Here is a 25,102-nt window from a genome sequence, read left to right on the forward strand (position 1 = left end):
GCGTTTACTGCGCCGGGGCCCTTGTTGCAACGGTATTGTACCGTGATTACATCTTCAGCTTGCCGGGGAAGTAGTGATCAAAGGCAAGCGCATAATCCGGTGCGTTCATCAGTTCATAGTAGGTGACCTGTTCAACCCAAGCACGCTGGCTGTCGAGACACTTCTTCATGAACGGATCTTCTTCGAGAACCGGGATCAGCTTGTCCCATGCCTCGATCTGGCCATTCAGAATGTCTGTCGAGGTGCGGTGAATGGTGACACCGGCCTCTTCTTGCAGCCACTTGAGGTCTGCCGAATAACGACGCATCGCTTTGGCGGTGTTGGCCGTAGAGGCCGCTTCGACCGCGTATTTCAGAATCGCACGCAGATCGGGGTCCAGATCTTCCATGGTGAGCTTGTTGAACAGGAATTCAAAGCTCTCGGAGGCCTGGTGATACGAGGACAGGTAATAGTTCTTGGCCACATCATGCGCGCCAAAGTTCCGGTCCGACGACGGGTTGTTGAACTCGAACGCGTCGATCACGCCACGCTCCATCGCGGGGACGATCTCGCCACCCGGAAGCTGTGCCACGGACATGCCCATCGACTGAAGCAGGTCAGCCGCAAGGCCCACAGTGCGATATTTAAAGCCGTTCAGGTCGGCAACAGTGTTCACTTCGCCTTTGAACCAGCCAAAGGGCTGCGCGAACATCGGGAAGCCCATGTAGCCATCGACTTCCAGACCCATGACGTCTTGGGTCAGTTCGTCATAGAGCGCCTTGCCGCCACCTTCATAGAACCAGCTCAGCATTGTTGTGGCAGAGCCACCGAACACGGGGCCGGTGCCAAAGAGCGACGCGGCCTTGTTCTTGCCGTACCAGTAGACCGGCACCGAATGCGCCATGTCGAGAACGCCGTCATTCACGGCATCAAGCACCTGGAACGCGGCCACGACAGCGCCTGCGGGCAGCACGTCGATCTTGAGGCGGCCACCGGACATTTCCTCGACCCGGGTCGCGTAATCCTGTGCCATTTCCTGCCAGATATCACCGGCGGGCCAGGATGTCTGCATTTTGAGAACCAACGGCGCCTGTGCCAGCACCGCCGGGGCCGCGAGCGAGCCCGCAGCAATCGCGGGCGCCCCAACCGCCGCGCGGCGCAGGAACGAGCGTCGGTCCATCTTAGACTTGTCTGTCATGGTATTCCTCCCATAAATTCTTGTGCGTCAGATTGCTCTTGATGGCGGGCAAAGCGTCTCCCCCACGGGCGATTCGAGGCCCTGCAATCCGCCACACACGCCAGATCGTAACGGTTATCCAAGCAAAGGCAAGCATTCTGGTAAGATTAATTTACCAAATCCGCCTGAATTCTCGTCAAACTCTCGAAAAAGCCGGAGCAGAGGGCGGGTGGTGCCCGCCGATCCGCCTTGCACGCGCCCGCCCGCTTTGGTTTAACCGCCGCAATTGTCCCGCCGGAGGCCGCTCATGGTCGATATCGCCACCCGTGTGCATAACCACAAATGGAAGATCGACCCGATTGTCCGATCTCTGATCGACACCGATTTCTACAAGCTGCTGATGTGTCAGTCGGTGTTTCGGAACAGGCCAGACACCACCGTCACCTTTTCCCTGATCAACCGCAGCACTTCGATCCGTCTGGCCGAACTGGTGGACGAGGGCGAGCTGCGCGAGCAACTGGATCACATCCGGTCATTGTCCCTGTCGCGCGGCGAGAGCACGTGGATGCGGGGCAACATGTTCTATGGCAAGCGCAGCATGTTCACGCCCGAGTTCATGGACTGGTTCGAGGCGCTGCGCCTGCCGCCCTATCATCTCGAAAAGCGGGATGGGCAATATGAGCTGACCTTTGAGGGCAAATGGCCCGAAGTCATGCTTTGGGAAATTCCGGCGCTGGCCGTGCTGATGGAATTGCGCTCCCGCGCCGTGCTGCATCACCTCAAGAAGTTCGAGCTTCAGGTGCTCTATGCCCGCGCCATGACGAAACTCTGGGAAAAGGTCGAACGCCTGCGCCCCATCGAGGGGCTGCGCATCGCCGATTTCGGCACAAGACGGCGCCATTCGTTTCTGTGGCAGGATTGGTGCGTGCAGGCCATGAGCGAGCGTTTGGGCAACCGCTTTGTCGGCACGTCGAATTGCCTCATCGCCAAGAACCGCGATCTAGAGGCGATCGGCACAAATGCCCATGAATTGCCGATGGTCTACGCCGCCTTGGCCGAGGATGACGCGGCTTTGGCGCGCGCGCCCTATGAGGTGCTTTCGGATTGGCACGAGGAACACGATGGCAACCTGCGTATCATCTTGCCCGATACCTATGGCACGCGCGGGTTTCTCGACAATGCCCCCGATTGGTTGGCCGGATGGACCGGCATCCGCATCGATTCCGGGGCCCCCGAAGACGCCGCGGAAACGGCAATCAATTGGTGGAAATCGCGCGGCGAGGATCCACTCAAGAAGATGGTGATCTTTTCCGACGGCCTCGACGTGGACCGGATCATTGCCTTGCATGAGCGGTTCTCGGGGCGTGTGCGCTGTTCCTTTGGCTGGGGCACGCTTCTGACCAATGATTTCAGGGGCCTGACGCCGGATGATGCGCTGGAACCCTTCTCACTGGTGTGCAAGGCGGTGGCTGCCAATGGGCGGCCCACGGTCAAGCTCTCGGACAATCCGCGCAAGGCGATGGGCCCGGCAAGCGAGATTGCCCGCTACAAGCGTGTCTTCGGGGTCGGCGCCCAGGACGAGATCGAGGTGCTGGTCTAGCGCGGTCTGACCCCAGGCCACCGAGACTGTTCAAATGCGGCAGGGTCTGAAGCCAGATCCCCGAATATCGCGGTGCCATGACGCTCCTTGGCGCGGTTCGAGGCCGCTCTAGGGACACGCATGGGCATCGTGTTCCGCCGTCTTGCGGTTTCTCTTGGTCAAGATCGGACCGACTTAAGTCGGAAGACCTTGAGGCAGGGATCGCATAAAGAGAAATAGCAGACTAGAAATTTCCGTGAGCGCGACCGCAATCCAAGTCGTCGCCTCGGCCACGCTTTGTAAACTCAATAATTCAGGACATGACATTCCGTACAGACTCGTGGAGGCTCCGGTGAACTTTATGGAACACGATTACGCTGTCAGGGATGTTCGACTTGGGCAACGCTCATCCGAGCTGTGGCGTTGGGTCCGAAGATGGTATCACTCGCTGCCGATGCATCTCCGCTTTGCCATCGTTGGCGGCATCGTCAGCCTTTTCAGCATGATTCTGATCGGGGCTTTCGTCAATCAGCGCATCGAAAGCGCCGTCGTGCGCAATTCTGCGATTTCGGCCGCGGTCTACATGGAGAGCCTGATTGCGCCACTGTCGCAGGACTTGGCGGATGGCAACGAACTCTCGCGGGAACAACGCGCCAATCTGGAGGAGATTCTCGCGCGGCCAGCTGTTCGGGAAAGGATTCTGTCCGTCAAGATATGGAAAGACGGTGGCCTTGTCGCCTATGCGAGCGATCCCGATCTGATTGGCCAGAAATTCGAGCCGAAAGGCGATCTTCAGCAGGCGTGGCAAGGGGATATTTTCGCTGGATTCGATGAGCTCGACCATGACGAATCAGAAGGCGAGCGCGCGCTTGGTGTGCCTCTGCTAGAGGTCTACAATCCGATCCACTCGATCCGCACAGGAGAGATTATCGCAGTTGCGGAGTTTTATCAGGATGCCAGCGAGTTGAAAGACGATCTGCGTTTCGCTCGGCTGACCGCCTGGGCAATCGTCGCCGCGCTTGCCGGTGCAACATTTCTCGCCCTGTTCGGTATCGTCCGCGCCGGAAGCCGGACGATCGAGACGCAAAGGTCCGAACTGGAGCAGCGGCTGAACCTGATCACGCTGGTCGGTCTCCAGAACGACCTGTTGCGCCTGCGAATTCAGAACGCATCCGAACGGTTTTCGGCACTCAACGAGCAATTGCTGCAACGGATTGGGGCAGAATTGCATGATGGTCCCGCGCAGGCGCTGTCCTTTGCCAATATGCGCATCAGCGCTTGGCGCAACGCGAACGGCCCCGAAGAGGCAGACTTGATCCTAAAGGCGCTCAACGACGCGCTTGGTGACATCCGTGGGCTGGCGCGCGGACTGGTGTTGCCCAAGCTCGAAGGGGCCTCCATCGCAGAAACGATCCGGCGGGCTGCCGAAGCGCATACCGAACGGACCCAGACCGAAGTTCTTCTGGATGGTGGTGACAAGAACGACGGGAATATGCGGCCGGGACTGCCACAACTGATTTGCCTCTTTCGCTTTGTGCAAGAAGGGCTGACGAATGCGTGGCGCCATGCAGGTGGCATAGGGCAGAGTATCGAGTTCGGAATTCAGGATGGCATGCTTGTCGTGACCGTCAGTGATCAGGGTTCCGGGTTCGATCCGAACGCCACGGCAGACACGGGCCGGATCGGGCTCGCAGGTCTGCGCGAGCGGGTGCAAAGTGTCGGGGGCGCATTCGAAATTGACAGTGATCCCGGGCAGGGAACCCGCCTGACCATGCGTCTGCCGATCCATGAGAGGGCGGTGTGACGGACCGTATCAGCGTCGTAGTCGCCGACGACCACCCGCTGTTTCGCGGCGGCGTTGCCCGCTCTCTGCAAGAGGCTGGCGATATCGACGTCGTTGCGGAATGCACAAGTGCCGATGGCGCCATTCAGGCAGCAGCAGACCACATGCCGGATATTGCGCTGCTGGACATCTCGATGCCCGGCAATGGGATCACGGCTGCCGAAAGGATCGGCGAACGATTTCCGGCGATCAAGGTGATCATGCTGACAGTTTCCGAGCAGGATGACGATCTTTTGCGTGCGCTCAAGGCGGGGGCCTCCGGTTATGTGCTCAAGGGCGTTGCTGTCGAGACGCTTGTGGAAGCCGTGCGTAGCGTTCGTGCGGGCGGGAGTTATATCTCTCCCGGACTGGCTGGAAAGGTGCTCTCGGCCATGGGGGCCGGCAAAATCCGCAATGCCCGCACATCCGATCCCATCTCGGATCTCACCTATCGCGAAGAGCAGATTCTCCGACTGGTGGCGCGTGGCTCCTCTAATCGCGAGATTGGCGAAGAGCTTGGTTTGCGCGAGGCCACCGTCAAACATTATATGACCAACATTCTTCAGAAACTGCATGTGCGCAACCGCGTCGAGGCGGCGATCATGGCGCGGGAAAAGGGGCTCTGACCCTAATCCACGTCCGACTTTCGTGCCGCGTATTCGCCCCACCTTCGAGCCCGCCACAGACCTCACATCTGCGCAAAGCTGATCAGGCGAACCTTGGTATCGGGAGACACGATCGTGAAGACGCTTCTTGCCACCTCCGCCCTGATCCTGTTGGGCACAATCGCGGCACCGACCTTTGCCGCTCAACCCACCAGCGCCATCGCAGGGCTTTCTCAGATGCAGCCTGATCTTGAGCCGGTCGATGACGCCTTTGACCGCCGGGGCCGCGGTCGGCGCAGCAAACTGCGCGTGCCTGGTGGCTCGGGCTGTGACGATCCGGGTGACATACTGGAGCATCCCGAATGCGCCGGATGACGGCTTGCTCTGCCCCCCAGTCTTAGCAACCGACGCCCCAGGCCTGACCGGCCCGGGGCACTTTCAATTTTGGGACCACGACTGATCTTCCGACGATCGTCGGAAATTTCGCCCGACGTCCTGACGATCCGCGGAGCAGCAGAGCGCCCTAGGGTCCTCCCATGACCAATCAGAGGAATACCCCAATGGAAATTATGGCAGTCGAATTGCGAACGAACAAAATCAAGATCGAATATGTGGATGGTTCACGCGAAGAGGTCGAGGCTGGCGTGTACGAACGCAAGAACAGCCAAGGTAACACCGTCGAACAGCGTCCGGCCACTTTGGCCGACACCACAAGATTGACAGCTTTGGCCGGCAGCTTTGAAACGACCAACCAGCCCAGCTCGTCCGCAGTCACCAGTGTCGAGGTCGTCGGTTCGTCGATCGAGGTCACTTTTGCGGATGGCACAAAGGAAGAAATCTCTAATGGAATCTATGAACGCAAGAATGCGGCCAACGAGACCATCGTCGAGCGCGTCGCAACCGCGTCTGACACCGCGCGCCTCAATTCCTTTGTGAACGGCACCCCCAATACATCCCCCGGCGATGATGGCACCTCCGATCAGGGGTCTGGCGATGTTGGTACCCCCAGCACCGGCGATGATGGCACGCCCGATCAGGGGTCTGGCGATGTTGGTACCCCCAGCACCGGCGATGATGGCACGCCCGATCAGGGGTCTGGCGATGTTGGCACCCCCAGCACCGGCGATGATGGCACCCCCGATCAAGGGTCTGGCGATGTGGGGCCGGGACCAGAGACCTCACCGGTGAACGTGCTCAACGGGACCCAAGGCAAGGATCGTATCGAAGGCCGCGCCGTTTCAGAGTCCATCAATGGCCATGGTGGCAAGGATGACCTGCGCGGGCGCGCAGGCGACGACAGTCTTGACGGTGGCAGTGGCAAAGACCGCGTGCGTGGTGATCGAGGCAATGACACGGTGGACGGCGGCAAAGGCGACGATGACGTGCGCGGCGATCAGGGTGATGATGTTGTGCTGGGTGGTGACGGCAATGACCACGTTCGGGGTGATCGGGGCGACGATACGGTCTCTGGGGGTGAAGGCAAAGATCGTGTCAAAGGCGGAGGCGGTGACGATCTGGTCGATGGCGGCGGAGGGAATGATCGCGTGTTCGGAAATCGTGGCAATGACACATTGGACGGTGGGAGCGGGCGTGACACCTACACGGGTGGTTTGGGCAACGATGTCTTTGTCTTTGAACGCGACGATAGCCTCGACAAGATCGCCGACTTTACCAATGGAGCGGATATGATTGATCTGACCGCCTATGCGTTGGGAGGGTTCGCCCAACTCCTCGACCTTGCAACCGAACGCAACGGTGACACGTTCTTTCGCTTTGGTGGGGCGGACGTGCTTCGGATTGACGACGTTGCCTTGTCTGATCTCGACGCGTCGGATTTCCTTTTGTAACTCAGTTATCCATCCGAGCGGCGCACTCCCTATGCGCCGCTCGGCAACGTTGCGTGGCCCGGTGTTTCAACCTGTCCCGGCGTCCCTGATTAAACCCGGCTCTGAATGATCCCTGTTACCAGGAATTATACCCCAGAAACTTGCCCGACATCTCGACCTTGACGCGGTCACCCTTGGGATTGGCGACGCGGGTGATCTTCATGTCGAAATCAATCGCCGACATGATGCCATCGCCAAACTCTTCTTGGATCAGCGCCTTCATCGTCGGGCCGTAAACGCCCACGATCTCATAGAGGCGATAGATACAGGGATCGGTCGGCACCGCCTGTTCCCAGATCTTGGTCGGATATTCCTCCAGCACCGAAACCGCCTCCTCCGGCAGATCGAGAAGCGCCACAAGCGCCTCTGCCTTGGCTTTGGGCATGGTGTTCATGCCCATGCAGGCAGAGTGGGTCCAGACCGGCGACATGCCGATGCCCTCTGCGATCTCTTCCCATTTCATCCCGGTCTTTTTCTTCGCGATCAGGATCAGGGTGGTCACATCCTCCTTGGTCATCAGTGCGGGCATATTCAAAGTGTCTTTCATGGTGTCCTCCATTCCTTTGGTCTCAGGTGAAAATCGGTGTCACAGATTCACGGCGCGCAGCCGACGGGCCTCGCCGCTCTCATCCTCCGGCGGGGTCCTTTCGATGCGAACGGTCGCAGGGGACTGTGCTGCCCCATCCGACGCTTGGCCGGCCAACTCCTTTGACCGTTTGCCTAGAAACTGCACCATATGGTTGCGGATCGGGTAATAGTTGGGATGCTCCACGATCTCGGTCCGGTTGCGCGGGCGCGGGATCGTGATCTCGACCGACTCGGCCACGCGGGCAAAGGGACCGTTGGTCATCAGCAGGATACGATCCGCCAGCAAGATGGCCTCGTCGATGTCATGGGTGATCATGAACACTGTCTGCCCGGTGCCGCCCCATATCTTGAGCAGTTCGTCCTGAATTGTGCCCCGCGTCAACGCATCGAGCGCGCCGAACGGTTCATCCAGCAACAAAAGCTTGGGGTGATTGGCAAAGGCGCGGGCAATCGACACCCGCTGCCGCATACCCCCCGACAATTGGCTGGGCTTGCGGTGGATGACATCCCCTTCCAGCCCCACCATCGCCAGATATTCACGGGAATGGTCCAACACCTTGGCCTTGGACCAGTCGGGATGCCGCGCGGCCACCCCAAAGCTCACGTTCTTGAGCGTGCTGAGCCACGGCAGCAGGGAATAGTTCTGAAACACCACCCCCCGGTCCAGACTTGGCCCCGACACCTCATACCCATCCATCTTGACCACGCCGCTGGTCGGCTCTGCAAGGCCCGCGAGAATGTTCATGATGGTGGATTTGCCACAGCCCGAATGCCCGAGGATGCAGACGAATTCGCCCTTTTCCACGCCGAATGTGGCGTTTTCAAAGACGGTCATCGTGCCGCCTTGGCCATCCGGATAACACTGGGTAAGATTCTCGATCGACAGAAACGGTTTGCTCATCTCACGGCTCCTTATTCCGCATAGGCCACGGCGCGCTGGAGCGTGGCAAAGGCCGCGTCCAGCATCATGCCGACAATGCCGATCATCAGGATCGAAAAGATGACCGAGGTCAGGTCGAGGTTGTTCCACTCGTTCCAGACGTAGTACCCAATGCCCGTCCCACCTACGAGCATCTCAGCGGCGACGATCACCAGCCACGCGATGCCAATGGAGATCCGCATGCCGGTCACGATGGTCGGCGCGGCGGCAGGCAGGATCACCGTAAAGGCGGTCTTGAAATGCCCCAGCTCATGCGTCCGCGCCACATTCACCCAATCCTTGCGCACGCCTGCCACGCCAAAGGCGGTGTTGATCAGCATCGGCCAGATCGAGCAGATGAAGATCACAAAGATCGCGCTCGCCTCGCTGTCCTGAATGATGAAGAGGGCCAGCGGCATCCATGCGAGCGGCGAAATGGGGCGCAGCACCTGAATGAACGGGTTCAGCGCCTTGTAGGCGACCGGCGACATGCCGATCAGGAACCCCAGCGGTATCGCCACCAGCGCCGCCATCAGATAGCCAGACAGCACCCGGTAGATCGAATAGCCGATCTGAATCCCGATCCCTTTGTCGTTGGGCCCGGCATCGTAGAACGGATTGCTCAGTTCCTCCCACGCCTTTGCCAGGACCTGAGAGGGGGGCGGCACACCTGCCTTTTGTGCGCCCCCGCCGGTCAACCGCTCGTATTCCGTCAATTCGCCCACGGCCTTTTGTGCCGGGATTGCCATCTCCCAGACAAAGAGCCCGACAAAAAGCAGCACCACAGACAAGAGCAGGGCACGTTGGTTCAGCGACAGCGTGGACATCGCTCAGCCCTTCCCAATGGCGAAGCTTTTGACATAGGCCTCGGGCTCTGCCGGATCGAATGTCTTGCCCATGATGGTGTGCGATTTGTAGGTGATGTCGGGCGCGTCATAACCCAGATCGTTCATCACCTTCTTGGCATCGGCAGCCAGATAGACCTGTTCGGCCACAGCCTTGTAGTCAATGTCATTTTCAATGTAGCCCCACCGCTTCATCTGGGTAAGGATCCACACACCCATCGAATGCCAGGGGAAGGGATCAAAGTCGATCCTGTCAGGCACTTGCTGGACCGCACCCAGACCATCAGCATAGGTGCCGGTCAGCACCTGTTCGATCACTTCGACCGGCTGATTGAGATAGTTGGTGGGCGCAATCGCCGCCGAGATTTCCTTGCGGTTCTCTGGGTTCGAGGCGTATTGCGTGGCGTCGATGATCGCCTTGAGCAGCGCACCATAGGTGTTGGGCATATCCGTGGCAAAACTCAGCGGTGCAGCAAAGGCGCAGCAGGGGTGCCCCTCCCAGATCTCCTTGGTCAGGATATGGATAAAGCCGATCCCCTCCCACACGGCGCGTTGATTGAACGGGTCAGGCGAGAGATAACCGTCAAGGTTCCCGGCGCGCAGGTTCGCCACCATTTCGGGCGGCGGCACCACGCGGATCTGGATATCCACATCCGGGTCAAGCCCATGTTCGGCCACATAATAGCGCAGCAGGAAGTTGTGCATCGAATATTCGAACGGCACCCCAAAGGTGAATCCCTTCCATTGCTTGGGGTCGCGCTTGTCCAGATGCTCGTTCGACAGCACGATGGCCTGTCCGTTGATGTTCTCGACGGCGGGCATGATATAGGGAACGGCGGTCGAGCCTGCCCCGAGTGTCATGGCCAGAGGCATCGGTGTCAGCATGTGGCTCGCGTCATATTCCCCCGAGAGCGACTTGTCGCGCGCCACGGCCCAACCGGCGGTCTTGATCACGCTCGCGTTCAAGCCGTAGCGCTCATAGAACCCCATCGGCTGCGCCATGATGATCGGCGTGGCGCAGGTGATCGGAACGAACCCGATATTGAGATCGGTCTTTTCCGGCGTGCCGAGATTATCCAGAATGGCCGCCTTGGCCGCATCGAGCGGAAACACCGACGCAAGGGCTGCCGCAACCGTGCCGCCGCCCATCATCCCCATGAACGACCGCCGCCCGATGTCGCTGTGACCGAACACCGACCGCACCACGGCGCTTTCGACCGCGCGCTCCATCATCGCCTCAGGGGACATCACCTGCGCGGCGGACCCGTGCGCCGCTGTCTTGCATGTCGCGCAGCCACAGGACGCGCCGTGGCGCAGATCGTTCTTTTCCGAAAATGGGTCGCCAAGGCTCTTCGTTGTCATCTCGCGTCCTCTCGCTCAGATACAGTTGCACCCATGATCCGACGAAGCGATCCGACACAAAAGGGGAGCGCCTAAATTTTAAGCACGTTAAATTTCAACATGATTACATATAGTTAATATAATTCCATACCAAGAGACACTTACGGGTTTTCGTAATTTACGATATTTCGTATTGCCGTGCTGCGATGCGGCAGTGTTTCCTGATCCCATGCGAGAGATACCGACAACCCCCGATTCCCTGCTTGACGCGCTGGCCGAGGCGGCGCTGGTGATTGACCTTGTCGCCGACCGGATCGTTGCGGCCAACCCCCGTGCCCGCAAGTTGCTTGATCTGGAGCCTGCCCCAAGCACGCCCTTTTCACCATTGGTCGGCGCCAGCCTGCCCGGTTTTATCGTCCTGGTGGATGAAATCGCTCACCGGGGCGAGGCGTGGAGCCGCGACATCACCCTGGCCACGACCAAGGGCACGCCCCTGCGCGTTGAAATCCGGGGCAGGCTGGTTGCCAATGCCCCGTCGCTCCTTGCCTTGACCCTGCTCGATCTCGCGGAAATGGAGCGGCACGACCGCATCGCGCAGGCCGCTGAACTGCACCGCTCAGGTTTGCTCGAATGGCGGCGGGCACAGGAATTCTTTTCCGAACTGGAACGCCAGAACCAACTGATCCTGAATGCCGCTGGAGAAGGGATCTACGGCGTCAACGCGGATGGCAAGACCACCTTCCTCAACCGCGCTGCACAGGAAATGCTGGGCTGGACCGCCGAAGATCTCTTGGGTCACGACATTCATTCCGTGATCCACCACCACCACCTCAACGGCGATGTGTATCACGCGCATGACTGCCCGATCTATCAATCCTTCCGCTTTGAAGAGGTCAACCGGATCGAGGATGAGGTGTTCTGGCGCAAGGATGGCAAACCGATCCGCGTCGAATATGTCTCGACCCCGATCTACGATCAGAATGTTCTGGCCGGGGCCGTCGTGATCTTTCGCGACATCACCGAGCGCAAGGAAAACGAACGCAAGCTGCGCGAGGCGATGGCAGAGGTTGCCGCGCTCCGCGACCGGCTGGAACAGGAAAACGCCTATCTGCAAGAGGCGATCACCACAGAACGCGCGCATCACAACATCATCGGCGCGTCGCCAGCGGTGCGCCAGACCGTTCAACGCATCGACCTTGTGGCACGCACCGATGCCACCGTGTTTATCAGCGGGGAAACCGGCACCGGCAAATCTCTTGTCGCCACCGCTATTCACAAGGCCAGCCCGCGCGCGCGCCGCCCCCTCATCCATTTCAAATGCGGCTCTGTCGCGCCCGAAGAGGTGGAGGCCGAATTATGGGGTCAGGTGCGCGGCGCCCCCAACGGGGCCACACGCGACAAGCCCGGCAAACTGGAACTGGCGCATAGCGGCACGCTCTTTCTCGATGATGTCGAGGAACTGCCCTTTGAGATACAGGGCAAACTCTTGGCCGCCTTGCAAAACAGCGCCGTGACCCGTCTGGGCGATACCCGCGAAAAGCCGCTCGATATACGCGTCATCGCCTCGACCACACTGTCGGACAAACAGGCCCGCCGCTCTCACCGCATCCGCGAAGACCTGTATCTGTTTCTCAACGTCTTCCCCATCACCTGCCAGCCACTCCGCGACCGGCAAGAAGATATCCCGCTTCTGGCCGCCCATCTGCTCAAGATCGCCTGTCGCAGGCTCAACCGCCCGGAACCGGTGTTGACCGAAGGGGTGGTGCAACAGCTTCAATCCTACGACTGGCCCGGCAATGTGCGCGAACTTCACAACGTGATGGAACGGGCCGCAATTGTGTCACAGGATCGCAAGCTGGTTGTCGAACTGGGCGGCGTGGGTCCGCAGGCAGAGACAGGCCGATCCTTTCGGACCGAGGCGCAGATGCAGGACTTGGTTCGGGTCAATCTGATCGCCGCCCTGCGCGAAACACGCGGCCGCATTGCTGGTCCCTCCGGTGCCGCCGCCTTGCTCGGGATCAAGCCAACAACGCTATATTCCCGCATCGGCACCCTGAATATCGTCGAGGCAGACTGGGCCTGAGGCCGACGGGACATAGCTGTCCTGCGCGCGAACTCATCCGAGTCGGGAGGCAGAGATATGGCGAATCTGCCGTGCCGCGCCCGCCAAACCTTTATATGCTGCCCATTTTCTAGCCACCCTGCCTGAATTTCACCAAAATTGTATACAGAACGCGGCAAGCTCGTATTTTCCGCGCTGCGGAATCTGGTTTCTGGTCTTCGGAACATCATGGTCTGCCCATCTGCAACCGATGGAAAAGGACAGGACTATGGACAGACGCAAGTTTCTGGCGGCCACTGCCGCCGCCCCTCTGGCCGCACCGAGCATTGCGCGGGCACAGACGAGTTTCGCATGGAAAATGACCAACGCCTATGGTCCCGGTTCCCCCTTTTATGTCGAGGGTCCGGGCAGCCCCAAGGATTTCTGCGACAAGGTTGCCGCTATGTCTGATGGTCGCCTCACCATTCAGCATTTCGCTGCGGGTGAGTTGATCCCGGCGCTTGAAGGCTTTGACGCCGTGCGCGGTGGCGCGGTCGAAATGAACGCCGCAAACGCCTATTTCTGGGCCGGAAAACTGCCTGCGGCGCAGTATTTCACGACTGTGCCCTTTGGCATGAACTTTCAGGGCATGACGGCGTGGCTCTATCATGGCGGCGGCATGGCGCTCTGGGACGAACTCTACGAGCCGCTTGGCCTCAAGGCGCTGCCGATGGGCAATACCGGCGTGCAGATGACCGGCTGGTTCCGTGAACCGATCGAGAGCGTCGCCGATTTCAAAGACCTCAAGATGCGCATCCCCGGCCTTGCCGGCAAAGTCTATGCCGCGCTGGGTGTCGATGTGAAACTGCTGCCGGGCGGCGAGATTTTCCCGGCGCTGGAACGCGGCGTGATTGATGCGGCGGAATTTGTCGGACCCTATCAGGATCGTCGCCTCGGATTGCACAACGCGGCCAAATATTACTACACGACCGGCTGGCACGAACCCTCCAACGTGACCGAACTCTTGATCAACAAGGCCGCGTGGGACACGCTGCCGGCCGATCTTCAGGCGATCGTGTCCACCGCCGCCATGGCCTGCAATCTCGAGAGCCACACATGGTGCGAGGCGAATAACGCCGCCGCCCTCAAGGATCTGGTCGAGAATGAGGGCGTGATCGCCAACACCTTGCCGCAGGACGTGGTGGACGAGCTGAAAGCCGTCACGCAGAAGGTGCTGGAGGAAGGCGCCGCCGCCGATCCGGCGACCAAAAAGGTGCATGACGCCTTTATGGCGTTCAAGGCAGAGCATGACAGCTGGGCCTCGGTGTCCGAAAAGCCGCTCTACGCCTTGTGATGCAGGCCGGGATCAAACGCGTTACGGACGGGGCCTCTGGCCTCGTCCGTGTGACCGGACATGTCGCGGCATGGAGCGCGCTGGCACTGGTGCTCGTTGTCGCGTTCAATGTGTTGGCGCGCTACCTCTTTTCCTACGGCACCGTCGCCTTGCAAGAGGCCGAGTGGCACATCATGGCCGTGAGCGCGCTCTTTGGCATGTCTTACGGTCTCAATCAGGGGGGCGAGGTTCGGGTCGACATCTTCTACGGCACGATGCGCCCCAGGACGCAGGCGCTGGTTGATTTCGTCTCTAACATCGCCCTTTTTGCCCTCGCGCTGATCATCGCGTGGCTTTGCATCGCCTACGTACAATCGAGCTATGCGATCAACGAAGGCTCGCCCGACCCCGGCGGTCTCGGATATCGCTACCTGCTCAAGGCGACCATGCCCTTGGCCTTCGTGCTCTTGGCGGTGCAGGCAGTGGCGATGACCGGACATGCCGCGCTCAAACTGATGACACGTCCTCCAGAAAGACAGGAATAGGCAAGTCCAATGCCCTATACAGAAATTCTCGCGCTGTGCATGATCGGCGCATTCTTCATCCTGTTGCTCATTGGCATGCCGGTGGCGATCTGCCTTGGCGTGACAGGGTTTGTGTTTGGCTACATGGGCTTTGGCTCCATGCTCTTCACGCTGATGCCCGCGCGGATATTCGGGGTGATCACCAATTACACGCTTCTGGCGCTGCCCCTCTTCATCTTCATGGGGATCATGCTCGAAAAATCCCGAATAGCCGAAGACCTGCTGGAGGTCATAGGCTTTGCCATGGGCGGCTTGCGCGGGGGAATGGCGCTGGCGATCATTCTCGTTGGTGTGCTGATGGGGGCGGCCTCTGGTGTGGTCGGTGCGACCGTGGTCACGATGGGGCTGATCGCACTCGGCCCGGTGATCAAGCGTGGCTACAGCGCCAGCGTGGCCGCAGGTGTCATCTGTGCCTCGGGTACGCTTGGGCAGATCATTCCGCCCAGTCTGGTTCTGATCCTGCTTGCCGATATCATGGGGCAATCCGTGGGTACGCTCTTTGCGGCGGCTCTCTTGCCGGGGCTGATGCTGGCGGGACTGTTTGTGGGCTATGTTCTCATCCTCGGGTTTCTCTCGCCCAAGACCCTGCCCGCCATCCCACTCGAGGAGCGCGCCGCGATGTTGCGTGGCGAACTTGCGGGCAAACTGCTCAAGGTCGTCTTTCCGCCCATTGCCCTGATCGTGCTGGTCTTGGGCTCGATCATCGGCGGCGTTGCTGCCCCGACCGAGGCCGCGTCCATGGGCGCGTTCGGCTCTATCGTTCTCGCGGCGCTGGCAGGACGGCTCAATCTCTCGATCCTGCGCGACGCAGTGCGCGCGGCGTTTGTCACCTCAGCAATGGTGTTCCTGATCCTGATCTTCGCCCAGCCATTCGGATTGGCCTTTCGCGGCCTTGGGGGCGAACATCTGGTGCAATCAGCGTTTTCCAGCGTTCCGGGGGGGCTGGACGGTCAGATCTTTTTCCTGATGCTCTTGCTCTTCGTGCTGGGTTTCTTTCTGGAATGGATCGAGATTTCCTACATCGCTTTGCCGCTCTTTTTGCCGATTTTCATGCAATCGGGCGCGGATCTGACATGGATTGCCATTCTGGTGGCGATGAACCTGCAAACCTCGTTTCTCACGCCACCCTTCGGCTGGGCGCTGTTCTTTCTCAAGGGCGTCGCCCCGCCCGAGGTCACGACGTCGGACATCTACAAAGGCGTTCTGCCCTTCATCGGCCTCCAGCTTGTCGCGTTGAGCCTTGTCTATTTTTCACCGGGGCTGGCCACATGGCTGCCCCAAGCGATCGGATGGTGACTCATGCTCCATGCTGCCTTGGGATATAACGGCGCGGTGTCCGCACCCCACCGCGCCGCCGCTCTGGCGGGGCGCGATGTGCTGCGCGACGGTGGCACGGCGATAGAGGCGATGGTTGCCGCTGCTGCCACGATTGCCGTGGTCTATCCGCATATGAACGGCATCGGCGGAGATGGGTTCTGGCTGATCAAGCAACCGGGCAAGACGCCCGTCGGCATTTTTGCGGGCGGACAGGCGGCGGGGCTAGCGACACCGGAGTGGTATGCGGCGCGCGGGCATGATCGTGCGATCCCTACGCGGGGCGGTTTGGCTGCGCTGACCGTTCCCGGCACAATCGGTGGCTGGCAAGCTGCGCTTGGGGTGCAGGAGACAAGGCTGCCGCTCTCTCGCCTTTTGGCCCCGGCGATTGCCTATGCCGAACACGGTATCGCCGTGACTGGTAATCAATCCCGCACCACGGCTGAAAAACTGGACGGGCTGCGCGACGTTCCGGGCTTTGCCGAGACCTTTCTGATCGGTGGCAAGGTGCCGGAGGCGGGCGCGCATCTTCGTCAATCGGCCCTCGCCCGTACCCTGCGCCACCTGTCAGACGAGGGCCTGCGCGCCTACTATGACGGTCCGCTGGCCCGCACCCATGCCGCCTATCTCGAGGCCAACGGCAGCCCGCTGCGCGCCGAAGATTTCAGCGCCTATACCGCAGAGCAGGTGACGCCACTGAGTTTGGAGACATCGCAAGGGCGGCTCTACAACATGATACCGCCCACGCAGGGGATCTCATCCCTGATGATCCTTGGCCTATTTGACCGTCTGCTCGTGACGACGGGCGAAGGCTTTGATCACATCCATGGGCTGATCGAATCCACAAAACAGGCGTTCATCCGGCGCAATGCCGAACTGGGTGACCACACCCATATGGCGACACCGGCGCAGGATTGGCTGATGGATGCGGCGCTGGACGGGCTGGCGGCGCGGATCGACAAAACCAAGGCCCTGCCTTGGCCTTATGAGCCCAAAGACGGCGATACGATCTGGATGGGGGCCTGCGACGCCGACGGCACCGTGGTCAGCTTTATCCAATCGGTCTTTTGGGAATTCGGCTCGGGGCTCACATGCCCGGACACAGGCGTCTTCTTTCAGAACCGTGGCGCGGGATTTGCGCTGGCTCCGGGGCCGAACCAGCTCGCTCCTGGCAAGCGCCCGTTCCACACGCTTAATCCCGCCATGGCCGAATTGCACGACGGGCGGGTCATGGCCTATGGCACGATGGGTGGCGAGGGCCAGCCCCAGACCCAATCGGCGGTTTTTTCTCGCTACGCGCAATTTGGCATGGACCTGCAAGCGGCGGTGACCGCGCCCCGTTGGCTCTTGGGCAAGACATGGGGGCAAGACACCACATCTCTGAAACTCGAGGATCGTTTCAACCCGGATCTGGTTGCGACACTGCAACGGGCCGGGCATGAGGTCGAGCTGATCGCACCCTATTCTGATCTTGCCGGCCATGCCGGAGCGGTGGTGCGCCATGCCTCGGGATTGATCGAGGCCGCAGCCGACCCACGCTCGGACGGGGCCGCCATTACCGAGTGAGTCACTCTTGGGTGTGTCGCGTGCGGCACCGCCTGAGCGGCGATGCCGGTCGTGTTACTTGACCGATTTGCCGGCTATCACAGTGGCGTTCTTGCCACTGTTGGAATTCGCGGTGGCGAGAACCTTAGGCTTTTCCTTCTTGGGTTTCTTTGCCTCGCGGTTGCTCTGGCTCTTTCCTTTGGACATGGGATCGTCTCCTGAATGATCCCGGTCGGGCAATGTGCCGGGCCGGGTCGTGCTCAGGGGATCAGGGGGCCTGACAGGGTCAGGGCGATGAGCCCTCGGGCGCAGCAGGCACGGCGCGATGCCGGTGCTGTACGCAGCAAGATATGCAGGATCATGCGCGGCGACAAGGGGCGGCCGCGATAGGCCAACCTTGTTCCCAGACGCAAACCCCACCCCAAACCCGATGATATCTGTGGTCTAGCGGCGCTTCAGAACTGCGTCGATTGTTCAACGCAGTTGCATACCAGAATTTAAAAAATAGTTGATTGCCTTATAGTCTCGCGCAAAAATGGCTCCTGCTGTGTGGGATAACCAATTCCCAAGTACCCCGAACTTTAATTCAAGGACGTATTCCATGCCGCTTACAGGTGAACAAAGTAATTTCGTAACAAAATACATCTCCAAACGGACGGCGATGAAGACCATACGCGCGGCCCGCGACACGCTTGGCGACATTCCCGTTGGCGCGGCAACGGCCAAGGCGGGACTTGAAGACAAGCTTGCCGATACGGGCCGGGTCTTGGACACTCGTTTGCCTCTGGATGATCGGGCAAGTGCCAGCGAGGACCGCCGCGAAAAGCACTTGCAGGATATCTTGTTGCGGGACGAGGACGGGCTGAACGCCAACCAGATCGTGCTGAAGCTCGCTCCAGTCACCGAGCAAGAATACAAGGACGCCCGCCGCGAGCCAACGGATGCAACAGACGCACTGGTCGTCGATGCGGCCAAGGCCAAGCTGGAAAAACAGCGGGCCATGCAACGGTATGTCGCTGATGAAATCATCGCCAAACGCGAGGCCGAAGAAACCACGAACGGGCACAGCAAGCGCATGGCCACAAACATTGCCATTGCCGATATGGCGAGCCGGGTAAATCAGGGGTCGCTTGCCCACCATGCGTCCCGCCATGGCCCAGCCACGACGATTGAGCAACACATCACCCGTATCGCCACCGGGTTTGCGCCCGATGATCCATTGCCATCGACGCTTCTCCCCACAGATGTGGTCCCCATCACAACCCGCAGCGACACCGCTGGCGGCGTGACCGGAGATCCGGTCAATGCAAATGTTCCCAAAGTGGGGGTGGCGGGGCCGCATTATGCGACCGGAGCCAGCCGAACCGGCTCGGGCGAAGCGGCGCTTTACATGATCGAGGACGCGCTCGCCCAGATCCATGAAAGCAGCATGTACAATCAGGCGAACAGTGGCGACACGTTTGTGGTCAAAACCCTCGCGCGAACGGGTGATGTTTCTGTGGGTGAAGCTGCCATGCTGGAAAAGAATTCTGGCGGGCAGACACTCAGCGCGCCTGTGTCCGGGGCACAGACGCCCCTGTCCAGCAGAAACGCCTTCCATAACACGCTGAACACCGGGACCGCGACAGCAAAGAACGCCGAGATCAAGGCCCGCGCCGAGGCGATCCTGATCCAGCGCGATATCAAACAGTCCCGGATCATCATCGAAACCTTGCCTGACGGGTCGTTTCGAACGATCACAGCCTTCCCGGACGCCAATGTAACTGCGGATTCATTTGAAAAAAATAACGCCGCAGAGAATCTTGCCACCCAGCGCGCAACAGCCCAGGCTGACGCCCTGAATGCGGCACAAACGGCTGCGACAGATGCACGTGCGGCCTCGGACGCGGCTATTCTGAACCGGAGCGGTGAACTGGCCACCAAACAAGCCGAGTATGACGCAGCTAAGGATGAAATTCATCAACTTGCGACACAAGATCCCGGCGGTCTGCAGCTTCTTGCCTTGGCGGTTGCGACGCGGACCTTGGCTGCGGAAGAGGCAGAACTGAAAAGCATTACGGACTCGATTGTCAGCGTTGAAACGCATCGCGCTGCTGCCGACACCGCCATGACGGACACCAATGCCTTGCTTGCAGGTCTGAAAACAGACCTTGGAACCAAAAAACTTGCCTATGAGACAGCAGCAGATGATCCAACCAAACAATCCACGGCAGAGGCCTATCAGAAAGCCTTGGAAGCACTGGCACTGGCAGAAAACAAGATCGCAACCCAAAAGAAGTTGAGAGACGTCTGCGACGAACATCTGGGGAAATTGCGGCCACAAGTCACCCCGCAAACGCAACGTCGCGATGAAGCCAAAGCCAAGTTCGATGCAGCCTTTGATGCTGCCCGGGATGAAACAGACGAACCCACAGCGAACAAGGCCGTTCAGGCCGAAAAGACCCGGGGCGAAAAAAGCGCAGCTTTTGCCGAGATTACGAAAGAGCTTAAAATCCTCGCGGACAAGGCATCGCTTGCGGAATCCCTTGTGCAGGAGGTCAAGGACCAGCAGGCGTTGTCAACAACCCCGACAGATACCGAAGTCGCCAACGAGCGCACCGAGCGGAAAGACGCGCTGCGCACGGCGCTGGACAGCAGCCCCGATGCGCTTGACGCAGCCAAAGCGCAATGGTCCACCGAGATTGATGGCGTTGAAGCGATGTTTGAAGACGATGCGGAGTTCCGTGCCGAAACCCTTGTCCGTCTGCAGTCCCGGCGCGATGCGGCCAATGACAAGCTGAACACCCTGCATAAGGATTTGCAAAAGCGCAAGGTGGAGGCCGCGAAAACTGACCCGTCGGACCAGCCTGCAGTGACCAAAGCCGCCGATGACATCGTGGCCCTTGAAACACAGTTGAATTCGGCCCGTGCCGCAAACGAAAAGCTGAAAAGCCAACTCAAAAGCGCCAGAGTGGACGATCAAAGACAGAAAAAATTGGACGATGCAAACATCGCATTGGCGCGCTCCGTGATGGAAGCGTCGGCTACTGCGGTCGCCGCTGAAAAAGCAGAGGCCGAGGACACATCCGACAAGGTGGCGCTCAGGGCCGCTGCGACAAAGGCGGCTGCGCAAGAAACTATGCGTCAGGCCGAGCGGGACCGCCTGGGCGCGCTGATCGATTTAAGGGACGCGAGAAACCGTGAACGGCTGGCGCGCCTCTCTGCTGCCAAAACAGAAAACACCCTGACGACAATGAGGTCGGAGGTGTCATCGGCACCCACACCATTGTCTGACGATATGCAGAAACTGCGCGACAAAACCATTCCAAAATTCGAAGCGGTAAAGGTGACGGCAGATAATCTCGTGACGATTGCCGAAACCGCTAAAAGGGCCGCAGAACAGAAGTTCAATATGCTGCATTCGGGATTTGAAGCCGCCAGCCGAGCATTCAATGCGCTCTGAGGCGGAGCGTGTCGGGTTAATTGTACGATCAGGCCCGAACCTTGTCATAGTCTCTGGCCATGTCGTTCAGACGATAGTCTTTTCCGAGCTGCGCCGTTTGGCAAGGTCCATGTGGAGGACGTCGCGGAGCAGACGTAGGACCTCAAGGTGCTTAGGCGATCAACGCCTCCACCTCTGTGTGACCAAGTGTCTTTATGAAGTGCGGCTTCTTGATTGGTCCCGCTAGGGCAACCGGCACCCGCCGCTTATAGACCTAGGGCCCATCCCTCGTGGGAACTTGGACATGTTTCACCGCAAAACTCCGCATATGCTAACCCGGTTGTGTATACGGGCGTGCATAACACAGGCGCAATGGGACAGGACAAACGCCAATAAAATCAGTTTGTTATGGCGATATTTCTGGTGCCGCTGAAGGGACTCGAACCCCCGACCCCATCATTACGAATGACGTGCTCTACCAGCTGAGCTACAGCGGCCCCGGTGGCGGCGCTATAGCATCGCGTATGGCAGGGGAAAAGCCCTATTTTTCGAGCTTTACCTCGTCCTCTTCCGCCACGATCTCGGCATCGACGACCGTGTCGTCCATCTCCTTCGCCGCTTCCTTGTGCGGCTCGTCCAGCGCTCCCACGATCAGCGGCAGCATTTCCAGGCCTGTGGGCGTGGCTATTGTGCTGTTCGGCGGCGCGCGCCAGCTCAGCGTATCAAAGGAGCTGCAATTCTCGCAGGTGGGGGACCATTCGGCATGGATATGCTGGCATTTGTCACAGACCCATTGTGGTCCGCGGGGGGCGGACAAGGCCCGCGCAAGCCAGCCCTTGACCACAGCATCGGGCGCGCCTTCGCCCCGTTCGATCGCCGCCATGATCGTCACTGCACGTGCGTCCGGCTCGACCTCGGCCAAATTGCCCAGCGCGCGGCGCGCAGCCGGAAAGTCCTCGGCAGCAAGGTTGAGTTCCGCCGCCAACAGCCGCGTCTCGCGGTGATCGGGATGCACTTTCAATAGCTTGGCAAAGCGTTTGAGCCGTTGGTTCGGTGTCTCATTCGGCTCAATCGCGGCAAAGGCCGCGGCCAGATTGGGATGCGGGTGCACCAGCCAGGCCTTGTTGATGACGCGCAGCGCGTTGCGGGTATTGCCTTGGTCAATATAGCCGCGCGCCGCCAGAACTGCCGCCGGGATCAGATCCGGCGAGAGGCGATTGGCCTCGATGGCAGCTTCGCGCGCCTCGATGGTCTTGCCCTCATCCAGCACATCGCGCGCCTCCGAGAGCGCCAGCACCGCATCGCGCCGCTTGTGCACATCGCGCGGCAGGTTGCCGTATTTCAGCTTGGCATTCAGCGTTTCGCGCGCGCCTTTCCAATCCGATGTCTTGGCCTGCAAGTCGAGCAAGGTATCCTGCACCTCGGCATGGCGTGGCTTGAGCGTAAAGGCGGTCTTGGCCAGTTTCAGCGCGGTCTCGGTATCACCCTCGGCCAGCTTTTGCCGCAGGATGCCGCGCACCCCGACAAAGCGGGTTTTCTCATTGGTCAAAAGCCGCTTGTAGACCTCTTCGGCCTTGCTGCGGTTGCCCGCCATCTCGGCGGCCTGCGCGGTGATCAGATTGGTCAGCGCCGGTTTGCGCAGATATTTCTCGGCCTTGGCGGCCTGCGCCATCGCCACCTCCCCCTCGCCAGAGGCGAGCGCCAGCATCCCCTCGGACAGCGCGCGATAGCCCTTGTCCTGACGGCTGCGGTCGAAATAGCGCGACAGCGCGGTTTCATCGCCATTGATGAACTTGAGCGACGCCACCAAGAGCCCGGTCAGTTTCATCAAGAGCCAAATGGCAAAGACCAGCACACCCAGCGCAATCACCGCCTTGATCGGGGTCAGGTTGATCTCGACCCCTGCCATCACGATACGCACGCCGCCATCCAGTTCGAGCAGGAAACTCGCGCCCAGCGTCACGCCCGCCACGAGGGCAATGAAAACCGCAATCTTGATAATCGACCAAAGCATGGCGCTCGCCTTTTCTAACTCAATTCAATGTTCCGGCCAGAGCCTCTGCGGCGGACAGCGCCTCTTGGCGGCGTGTGGCCTCGGCAACCCAGTCCTGCATGGTCGCGCGCGCGGCCTCGGGCAGGCTTTCGATCTCGGCCAGCGCATCCGCCAGACGCTCCTCGGTCAATGCCGCCTCGGCACGCGAGAGCACCGCGTCGGGATCATCGCCCTCCTGCGGGTTCAGTGACCGGATGCCCAGCTGGCTCTTGAGAAAGCCGCCGACCCCGGCCACCGTATCGCCGCTTTCAGCGCGTGCCGTGGCCAGCGCCGCGCGCGCCGCCTCGGGGAAGCTCTCGACCAGAGCGGCCTGTGTCGGCACGCCAGTATCGGCCTGATCGGCCAGTACATCGGGCACCTCGGCCCCGGTGTCGCGCAAATCGGTCAGCGCCGGGGCAAAATCGCTGCCGCTGTCCAGCGCGGTCATCACCCGAGTGAGCGCGGCGCGGCGCAGCGCGGCCATTGCGCTGTCGCGCGCAGCGGCCTCTTCCGCATCCGCGGCCCCGCGCAACGCTTCGATTTCTGACGCCTGCGCCGCGAGCGCCGCGCGCAAATCCTCCAACTCGGCCGCAGGCACGCTATCGCCCTGCGCCGCAGGGCGTTCTTCAAGCGCCGAAAGACGACCTTCCAGCTCCGAAATCTGCCCTGTAAGCGCTGTCAGCGTTTCACTCAGCCCGCCCATCTCTCCGCTCAGGTCTGGTGGGGTCTCCAGCCCTTGCACCTCGGCGCTCAACGCCGCGAGCCGATCATTCTGTGCGCTCAACGCTGCCTCGACACCCTCGTCGGAGTTAGAGAACCACGCGGGTGGAAGCACATAGGGCGCGGCGGCCACGCCCACACCCGCCGCCACTACACCGCCCAGCAGCATCGACCAGAAGCCACCTTGTCGGACAAACACCTGTTCGGTCTTCACCATGGCGGCGTGCTGCGGCTCTGCCTCTTCCGTCCGGGCATAAATGGCGCCGGGTACGTCTGCCCTGGTGTCGCTCTCAAATTCCACTACCTCAGGCTCGCGGGCCTCTGCGGCCTCCGTCAGCCCTTCCGACATCTCGTCATCGCCCGCCGCAGGGTCTGGCGCATCCGAGGTTTTGGGATGGTCCTCATCGGTCTCCGCCAAATCTTGCGCGACAGGATCGGTCGGCGCGTCCTGCGTCTCAGGCTCCGGTGCTGCCTCTGTTACCGGATCGACCGCATCAGACAGCGCGTCCGCTTCGGTCTTGCCCTTTGCAGCTTTCTTCTTATCGGCCACCTTGCGCCACCCTTTCGAATCTCACGATGCGTCCCTGTCAACTTGACCTTACAGCGCTCGTTTTCCACCCTCAAGCCGCTTGGCCGCGCCGACTTGCCCTTGCAGAACCGCAAGGATACCCGGCAGATCCGGCGTTTGCGCAATATCGACCCGCGTCGCCGCACCCTCCGGCACCGCTGCTGCCACCTTGCGGCTTATGGCCGCGATGCACAACCGTGCTGTGATCCGCCCCGCCTGATCAAAGAAAATCCGCGCAGAGCGTGGCGACATCAGAGGCACAATGACAACGCCCGCACCCCTCAACACGTTCCGCGCCTGCGCGCTCAACGTCGCCTCGACCTGATCGTAAACCACAACATCCTGTGCATCATGCCCGGCCGCGCCGAGTGCTCCCGCCACATCCGCCGCCACATGCGCCCCACGCAGATGCAGAAACGGGCCCTGCGTCCCGTCCTTCGCGATGCGGGCGAGCAGCGCCGTGGCATCACCTCCGGCAGAGATTGCAGGCAATCCATACGTCCGCGCCGCCTCTGCCGTGGCATCCCCCACCGCGTAGCAGGTAAAATCGCGCCGACGGCTCAGGCGGCAGAATCCCTCGACCCCGTGTCGCGAGGTGAAAATCAGGACGTTCACCCCCGACAAGTCCGGCAAAGCCCCGTCGTATTCGATCCGCAAGAGGGGCGAGGCGACCACAGCCACGCCGTCGCCCAAGACCTCTTCTAGCCGCTCGGCCATACGACTGGCCTCGGCTTCGGGCCGGGTGATCAGGATCGTAACGCTCATGGCCCATCCAGAGTTGTTGCCTGCCTCATTCGGTGTTA

Annotated in this window: 20 protein-coding genes and 1 tRNA gene; 11 read left to right on the forward strand and 10 right to left on the reverse strand. The window is 60.4% G+C overall.

What is annotated here, in order from left to right; all coding sequences use genetic code 11:
- Positions 1-46: 46 nt before the first annotated feature.
- A complete protein-coding gene (locus VR71_RS01130; protein WP_040650431.1) occupies positions 47-1,177 on the reverse strand; it encodes a TRAP transporter substrate-binding protein in 1,131 nt (376 codons plus the stop codon).
- A 286-nt stretch (positions 1,178-1,463) separates the two neighbouring features.
- On the opposite strand from VR71_RS01130, the gene pncB reads away from it, so the two are divergent.
- From pncB to VR71_RS24475, 5 genes are all read left to right on the forward strand, one after another.
- Positions 1,464-2,756: a nicotinate phosphoribosyltransferase gene (pncB, locus tag VR71_RS01135; protein WP_045680451.1), complete on the forward strand. Its 1,293-nt coding sequence runs from the start codon at positions 1,464-1,466 to the stop codon at positions 2,754-2,756.
- Between the two features lie 340 nt (positions 2,757-3,096).
- Complete coding sequence (locus VR71_RS01140) at positions 3,097-4,539, forward strand: sensor histidine kinase (protein ID WP_296429686.1); 1,443 nt, start codon at positions 3,097-3,099, stop codon at positions 4,537-4,539.
- The gene (locus tag VR71_RS01145) at positions 4,536-5,183 is read left to right on the forward strand and encodes a response regulator transcription factor (protein ID WP_045680454.1); all 648 of its coding nucleotides are present in this window, start codon (positions 4,536-4,538) and stop codon (positions 5,181-5,183) included. Before VR71_RS01140 ends, VR71_RS01145 begins: the two co-directional genes overlap by 4 nt.
- A 114-nt stretch (positions 5,184-5,297) precedes the next feature.
- A complete protein-coding gene (locus VR71_RS01150; protein ID WP_045680455.1) occupies positions 5,298-5,537 on the forward strand; it encodes a hypothetical protein in 240 nt (79 codons plus the stop codon).
- Between the two features lie 185 nt (positions 5,538-5,722).
- Positions 5,723-7,009, forward strand: a complete 1,287-nt coding sequence (locus VR71_RS24475; protein WP_296429670.1) for a hypothetical protein — start codon at positions 5,723-5,725, stop codon at positions 7,007-7,009.
- Positions 7,010-7,124: 115 nt separating this feature from the next.
- Here the strand turns inward: VR71_RS24475 and cynS are convergent, their stop codons facing one another.
- The 4 genes from cynS to VR71_RS01175 are packed head-to-tail and all read right to left on the reverse strand — an operon-like array spanning position 7,125 to position 10,762.
- The gene (gene cynS, locus VR71_RS01160; protein ID WP_009816996.1) at positions 7,125-7,607 is read right to left on the reverse strand and encodes a cyanase; all 483 of its coding nucleotides are present in this window, start codon (positions 7,605-7,607) and stop codon (positions 7,125-7,127) included.
- Positions 7,608-7,634: 27 nt separating this feature from the next.
- Positions 7,635-8,537 (reverse strand): ABC transporter ATP-binding protein, encoded by a 903-nt coding sequence (locus VR71_RS01165; RefSeq protein WP_045680456.1) that lies wholly within the window; start codon positions 8,535-8,537, stop codon positions 7,635-7,637.
- An 11-nt stretch (positions 8,538-8,548) separates the two neighbouring features.
- A complete protein-coding gene (gene ntrB, locus VR71_RS01170) occupies positions 8,549-9,382 on the reverse strand; it encodes a nitrate ABC transporter permease (protein WP_045680458.1) in 834 nt (277 codons plus the stop codon).
- A 3-nt stretch (positions 9,383-9,385) separates the two neighbouring features.
- The gene (locus VR71_RS01175; protein WP_045680460.1) at positions 9,386-10,762 is read right to left on the reverse strand and encodes a CmpA/NrtA family ABC transporter substrate-binding protein; all 1,377 of its coding nucleotides are present in this window, start codon (positions 10,760-10,762) and stop codon (positions 9,386-9,388) included.
- Between the two features lie 208 nt (positions 10,763-10,970).
- Between VR71_RS01175 and VR71_RS01180 the strand changes: the two genes are divergently transcribed.
- The 5 genes from VR71_RS01180 to VR71_RS01200 all read left to right on the forward strand — a co-directional run bounded on the left by VR71_RS01180 (position 10,971) and on the right by VR71_RS01200 (position 17,579).
- Positions 10,971-12,824, forward strand: a complete 1,854-nt coding sequence (locus VR71_RS01180) for a sigma 54-interacting transcriptional regulator (RefSeq protein WP_045680462.1) — start codon at positions 10,971-10,973, stop codon at positions 12,822-12,824.
- 247 nt (positions 12,825-13,071) lie between these two features.
- Positions 13,072-14,136: a TRAP transporter substrate-binding protein gene (locus tag VR71_RS01185; protein WP_009817001.1), complete on the forward strand. Its 1,065-nt coding sequence runs from the start codon at positions 13,072-13,074 to the stop codon at positions 14,134-14,136.
- Positions 14,136-14,660 carry a TRAP transporter small permease subunit gene (locus VR71_RS01190; RefSeq protein WP_045680463.1) on the forward strand — a complete coding sequence of 175 codons (525 nt, stop codon included), beginning with the start codon at positions 14,136-14,138 and terminating at the stop codon, positions 14,658-14,660. Before VR71_RS01185 ends, VR71_RS01190 begins: the two co-directional genes overlap by 1 nt.
- A 9-nt stretch (positions 14,661-14,669) precedes the next feature.
- Positions 14,670-15,995, forward strand: a complete 1,326-nt coding sequence (locus VR71_RS01195) for a TRAP transporter large permease subunit (protein WP_045680466.1) — start codon at positions 14,670-14,672, stop codon at positions 15,993-15,995.
- A gap of 3 nt (positions 15,996-15,998) precedes the next feature.
- Complete coding sequence (locus VR71_RS01200) at positions 15,999-17,579, forward strand: gamma-glutamyltransferase family protein (RefSeq protein ID WP_045680467.1); 1,581 nt, start codon at positions 15,999-16,001, stop codon at positions 17,577-17,579.
- 54 nt (positions 17,580-17,633) lie between these two features.
- On the opposite strand, the gene VR71_RS24480 is transcribed toward VR71_RS01200, so the two are convergent.
- The gene (locus tag VR71_RS24480) at positions 17,634-17,765 is read right to left on the reverse strand and encodes a hypothetical protein (RefSeq protein WP_296429671.1); all 132 of its coding nucleotides are present in this window, start codon (positions 17,763-17,765) and stop codon (positions 17,634-17,636) included.
- A 394-nt stretch (positions 17,766-18,159) separates the two neighbouring features.
- Between VR71_RS24480 and VR71_RS01205 the strand changes: the two genes are divergently transcribed.
- Positions 18,160-21,000 carry a hypothetical protein gene (locus tag VR71_RS01205; RefSeq protein WP_296429672.1) on the forward strand — a complete coding sequence of 947 codons (2,841 nt, stop codon included), beginning with the start codon at positions 18,160-18,162 and terminating at the stop codon, positions 20,998-21,000.
- 400 nt (positions 21,001-21,400) lie between these two features.
- Here VR71_RS01205 and VR71_RS01210 read toward each other — a convergent pair.
- The 4 genes from VR71_RS01210 to VR71_RS01225 form a co-directional block, all read right to left on the reverse strand.
- Positions 21,401-21,476, reverse strand: a tRNA-Thr gene (locus VR71_RS01210).
- Positions 21,477-21,520: 44 nt separating this feature from the next.
- Positions 21,521-22,993 carry a heme biosynthesis protein HemY gene (locus VR71_RS01215; RefSeq protein WP_045680472.1) on the reverse strand — a complete coding sequence of 491 codons (1,473 nt, stop codon included), beginning with the start codon at positions 22,991-22,993 and terminating at the stop codon, positions 21,521-21,523.
- 19 nt (positions 22,994-23,012) lie between these two features.
- Positions 23,013-24,281, reverse strand: a complete 1,269-nt coding sequence (locus VR71_RS01220) for a COG4223 family protein (protein ID WP_045680474.1) — start codon at positions 24,279-24,281, stop codon at positions 23,013-23,015.
- Positions 24,282-24,329: 48 nt separating this feature from the next.
- Positions 24,330-25,064 carry a uroporphyrinogen-III synthase gene (locus tag VR71_RS01225; protein ID WP_045680477.1) on the reverse strand — a complete coding sequence of 245 codons (735 nt, stop codon included), beginning with the start codon at positions 25,062-25,064 and terminating at the stop codon, positions 24,330-24,332.
- Positions 25,065-25,102: the final 38 nt, after the last annotated feature.

It is taken from the genome of Roseovarius sp. BRH_c41 (assembly GCF_000961715.1).
Taxonomy (GTDB): Bacteria; Pseudomonadota; Alphaproteobacteria; order Rhodobacterales; family Rhodobacteraceae; genus Roseovarius.

Excerpts from the sequence above, each read along its gene's own strand:
- VR71_RS24475 (WP_296429670.1), top strand. The coding sequence starts at position 5,723 with ATGGAAATTATGGCAGTCGAATTGCGAACGAACAAAATCAAGATCGAA.
- VR71_RS01180 (WP_045680462.1), top strand. The coding sequence starts at position 10,971 with ATGCGAGAGATACCGACAACCCCCGATTCCCTGCTTGACGCGCTGGCC.
- VR71_RS01215 (WP_045680472.1), bottom strand. The coding sequence starts at position 22,993 with ATGCTTTGGTCGATTATCAAGATTGCGGTTTTCATTGCCCTCGTGGCG.
- cynS (WP_009816996.1), bottom strand. The coding sequence starts at position 7,607 with ATGGAGGACACCATGAAAGACACTTTGAATATGCCCGCACTGATGACC.
- VR71_RS01140 (WP_296429686.1), top strand. The coding sequence starts at position 3,097 with ATGGAACACGATTACGCTGTCAGGGATGTTCGACTTGGGCAACGCTCA.
- VR71_RS01175 (WP_045680460.1), bottom strand. The coding sequence starts at position 10,762 with ATGACAACGAAGAGCCTTGGCGACCCATTTTCGGAAAAGAACGATCTG.
- VR71_RS01130 (WP_040650431.1), bottom strand. The coding sequence starts at position 1,177 with ATGACAGACAAGTCTAAGATGGACCGACGCTCGTTCCTGCGCCGCGCG.
- VR71_RS01205 (WP_296429672.1), top strand. The coding sequence starts at position 18,160 with ATGCCGCTTACAGGTGAACAAAGTAATTTCGTAACAAAATACATCTCC.
- VR71_RS24480 (WP_296429671.1), bottom strand. The coding sequence starts at position 17,765 with ATGTCCAAAGGAAAGAGCCAGAGCAACCGCGAGGCAAAGAAACCCAAG.
- VR71_RS01190 (WP_045680463.1), top strand. The coding sequence starts at position 14,136 with ATGCAGGCCGGGATCAAACGCGTTACGGACGGGGCCTCTGGCCTCGTC.
- VR71_RS01165 (WP_045680456.1), bottom strand. The coding sequence starts at position 8,537 with ATGAGCAAACCGTTTCTGTCGATCGAGAATCTTACCCAGTGTTATCCG.
- pncB (WP_045680451.1), top strand. The coding sequence starts at position 1,464 with ATGGTCGATATCGCCACCCGTGTGCATAACCACAAATGGAAGATCGAC.
- VR71_RS01225 (WP_045680477.1), bottom strand. The coding sequence starts at position 25,064 with ATGAGCGTTACGATCCTGATCACCCGGCCCGAAGCCGAGGCCAGTCGT.
- VR71_RS01185 (WP_009817001.1), top strand. The coding sequence starts at position 13,072 with ATGGACAGACGCAAGTTTCTGGCGGCCACTGCCGCCGCCCCTCTGGCC.
- VR71_RS01195 (WP_045680466.1), top strand. The coding sequence starts at position 14,670 with ATGCCCTATACAGAAATTCTCGCGCTGTGCATGATCGGCGCATTCTTC.
- VR71_RS01200 (WP_045680467.1), top strand. The coding sequence starts at position 15,999 with ATGCTCCATGCTGCCTTGGGATATAACGGCGCGGTGTCCGCACCCCAC.
- ntrB (WP_045680458.1), bottom strand. The coding sequence starts at position 9,382 with ATGTCCACGCTGTCGCTGAACCAACGTGCCCTGCTCTTGTCTGTGGTG.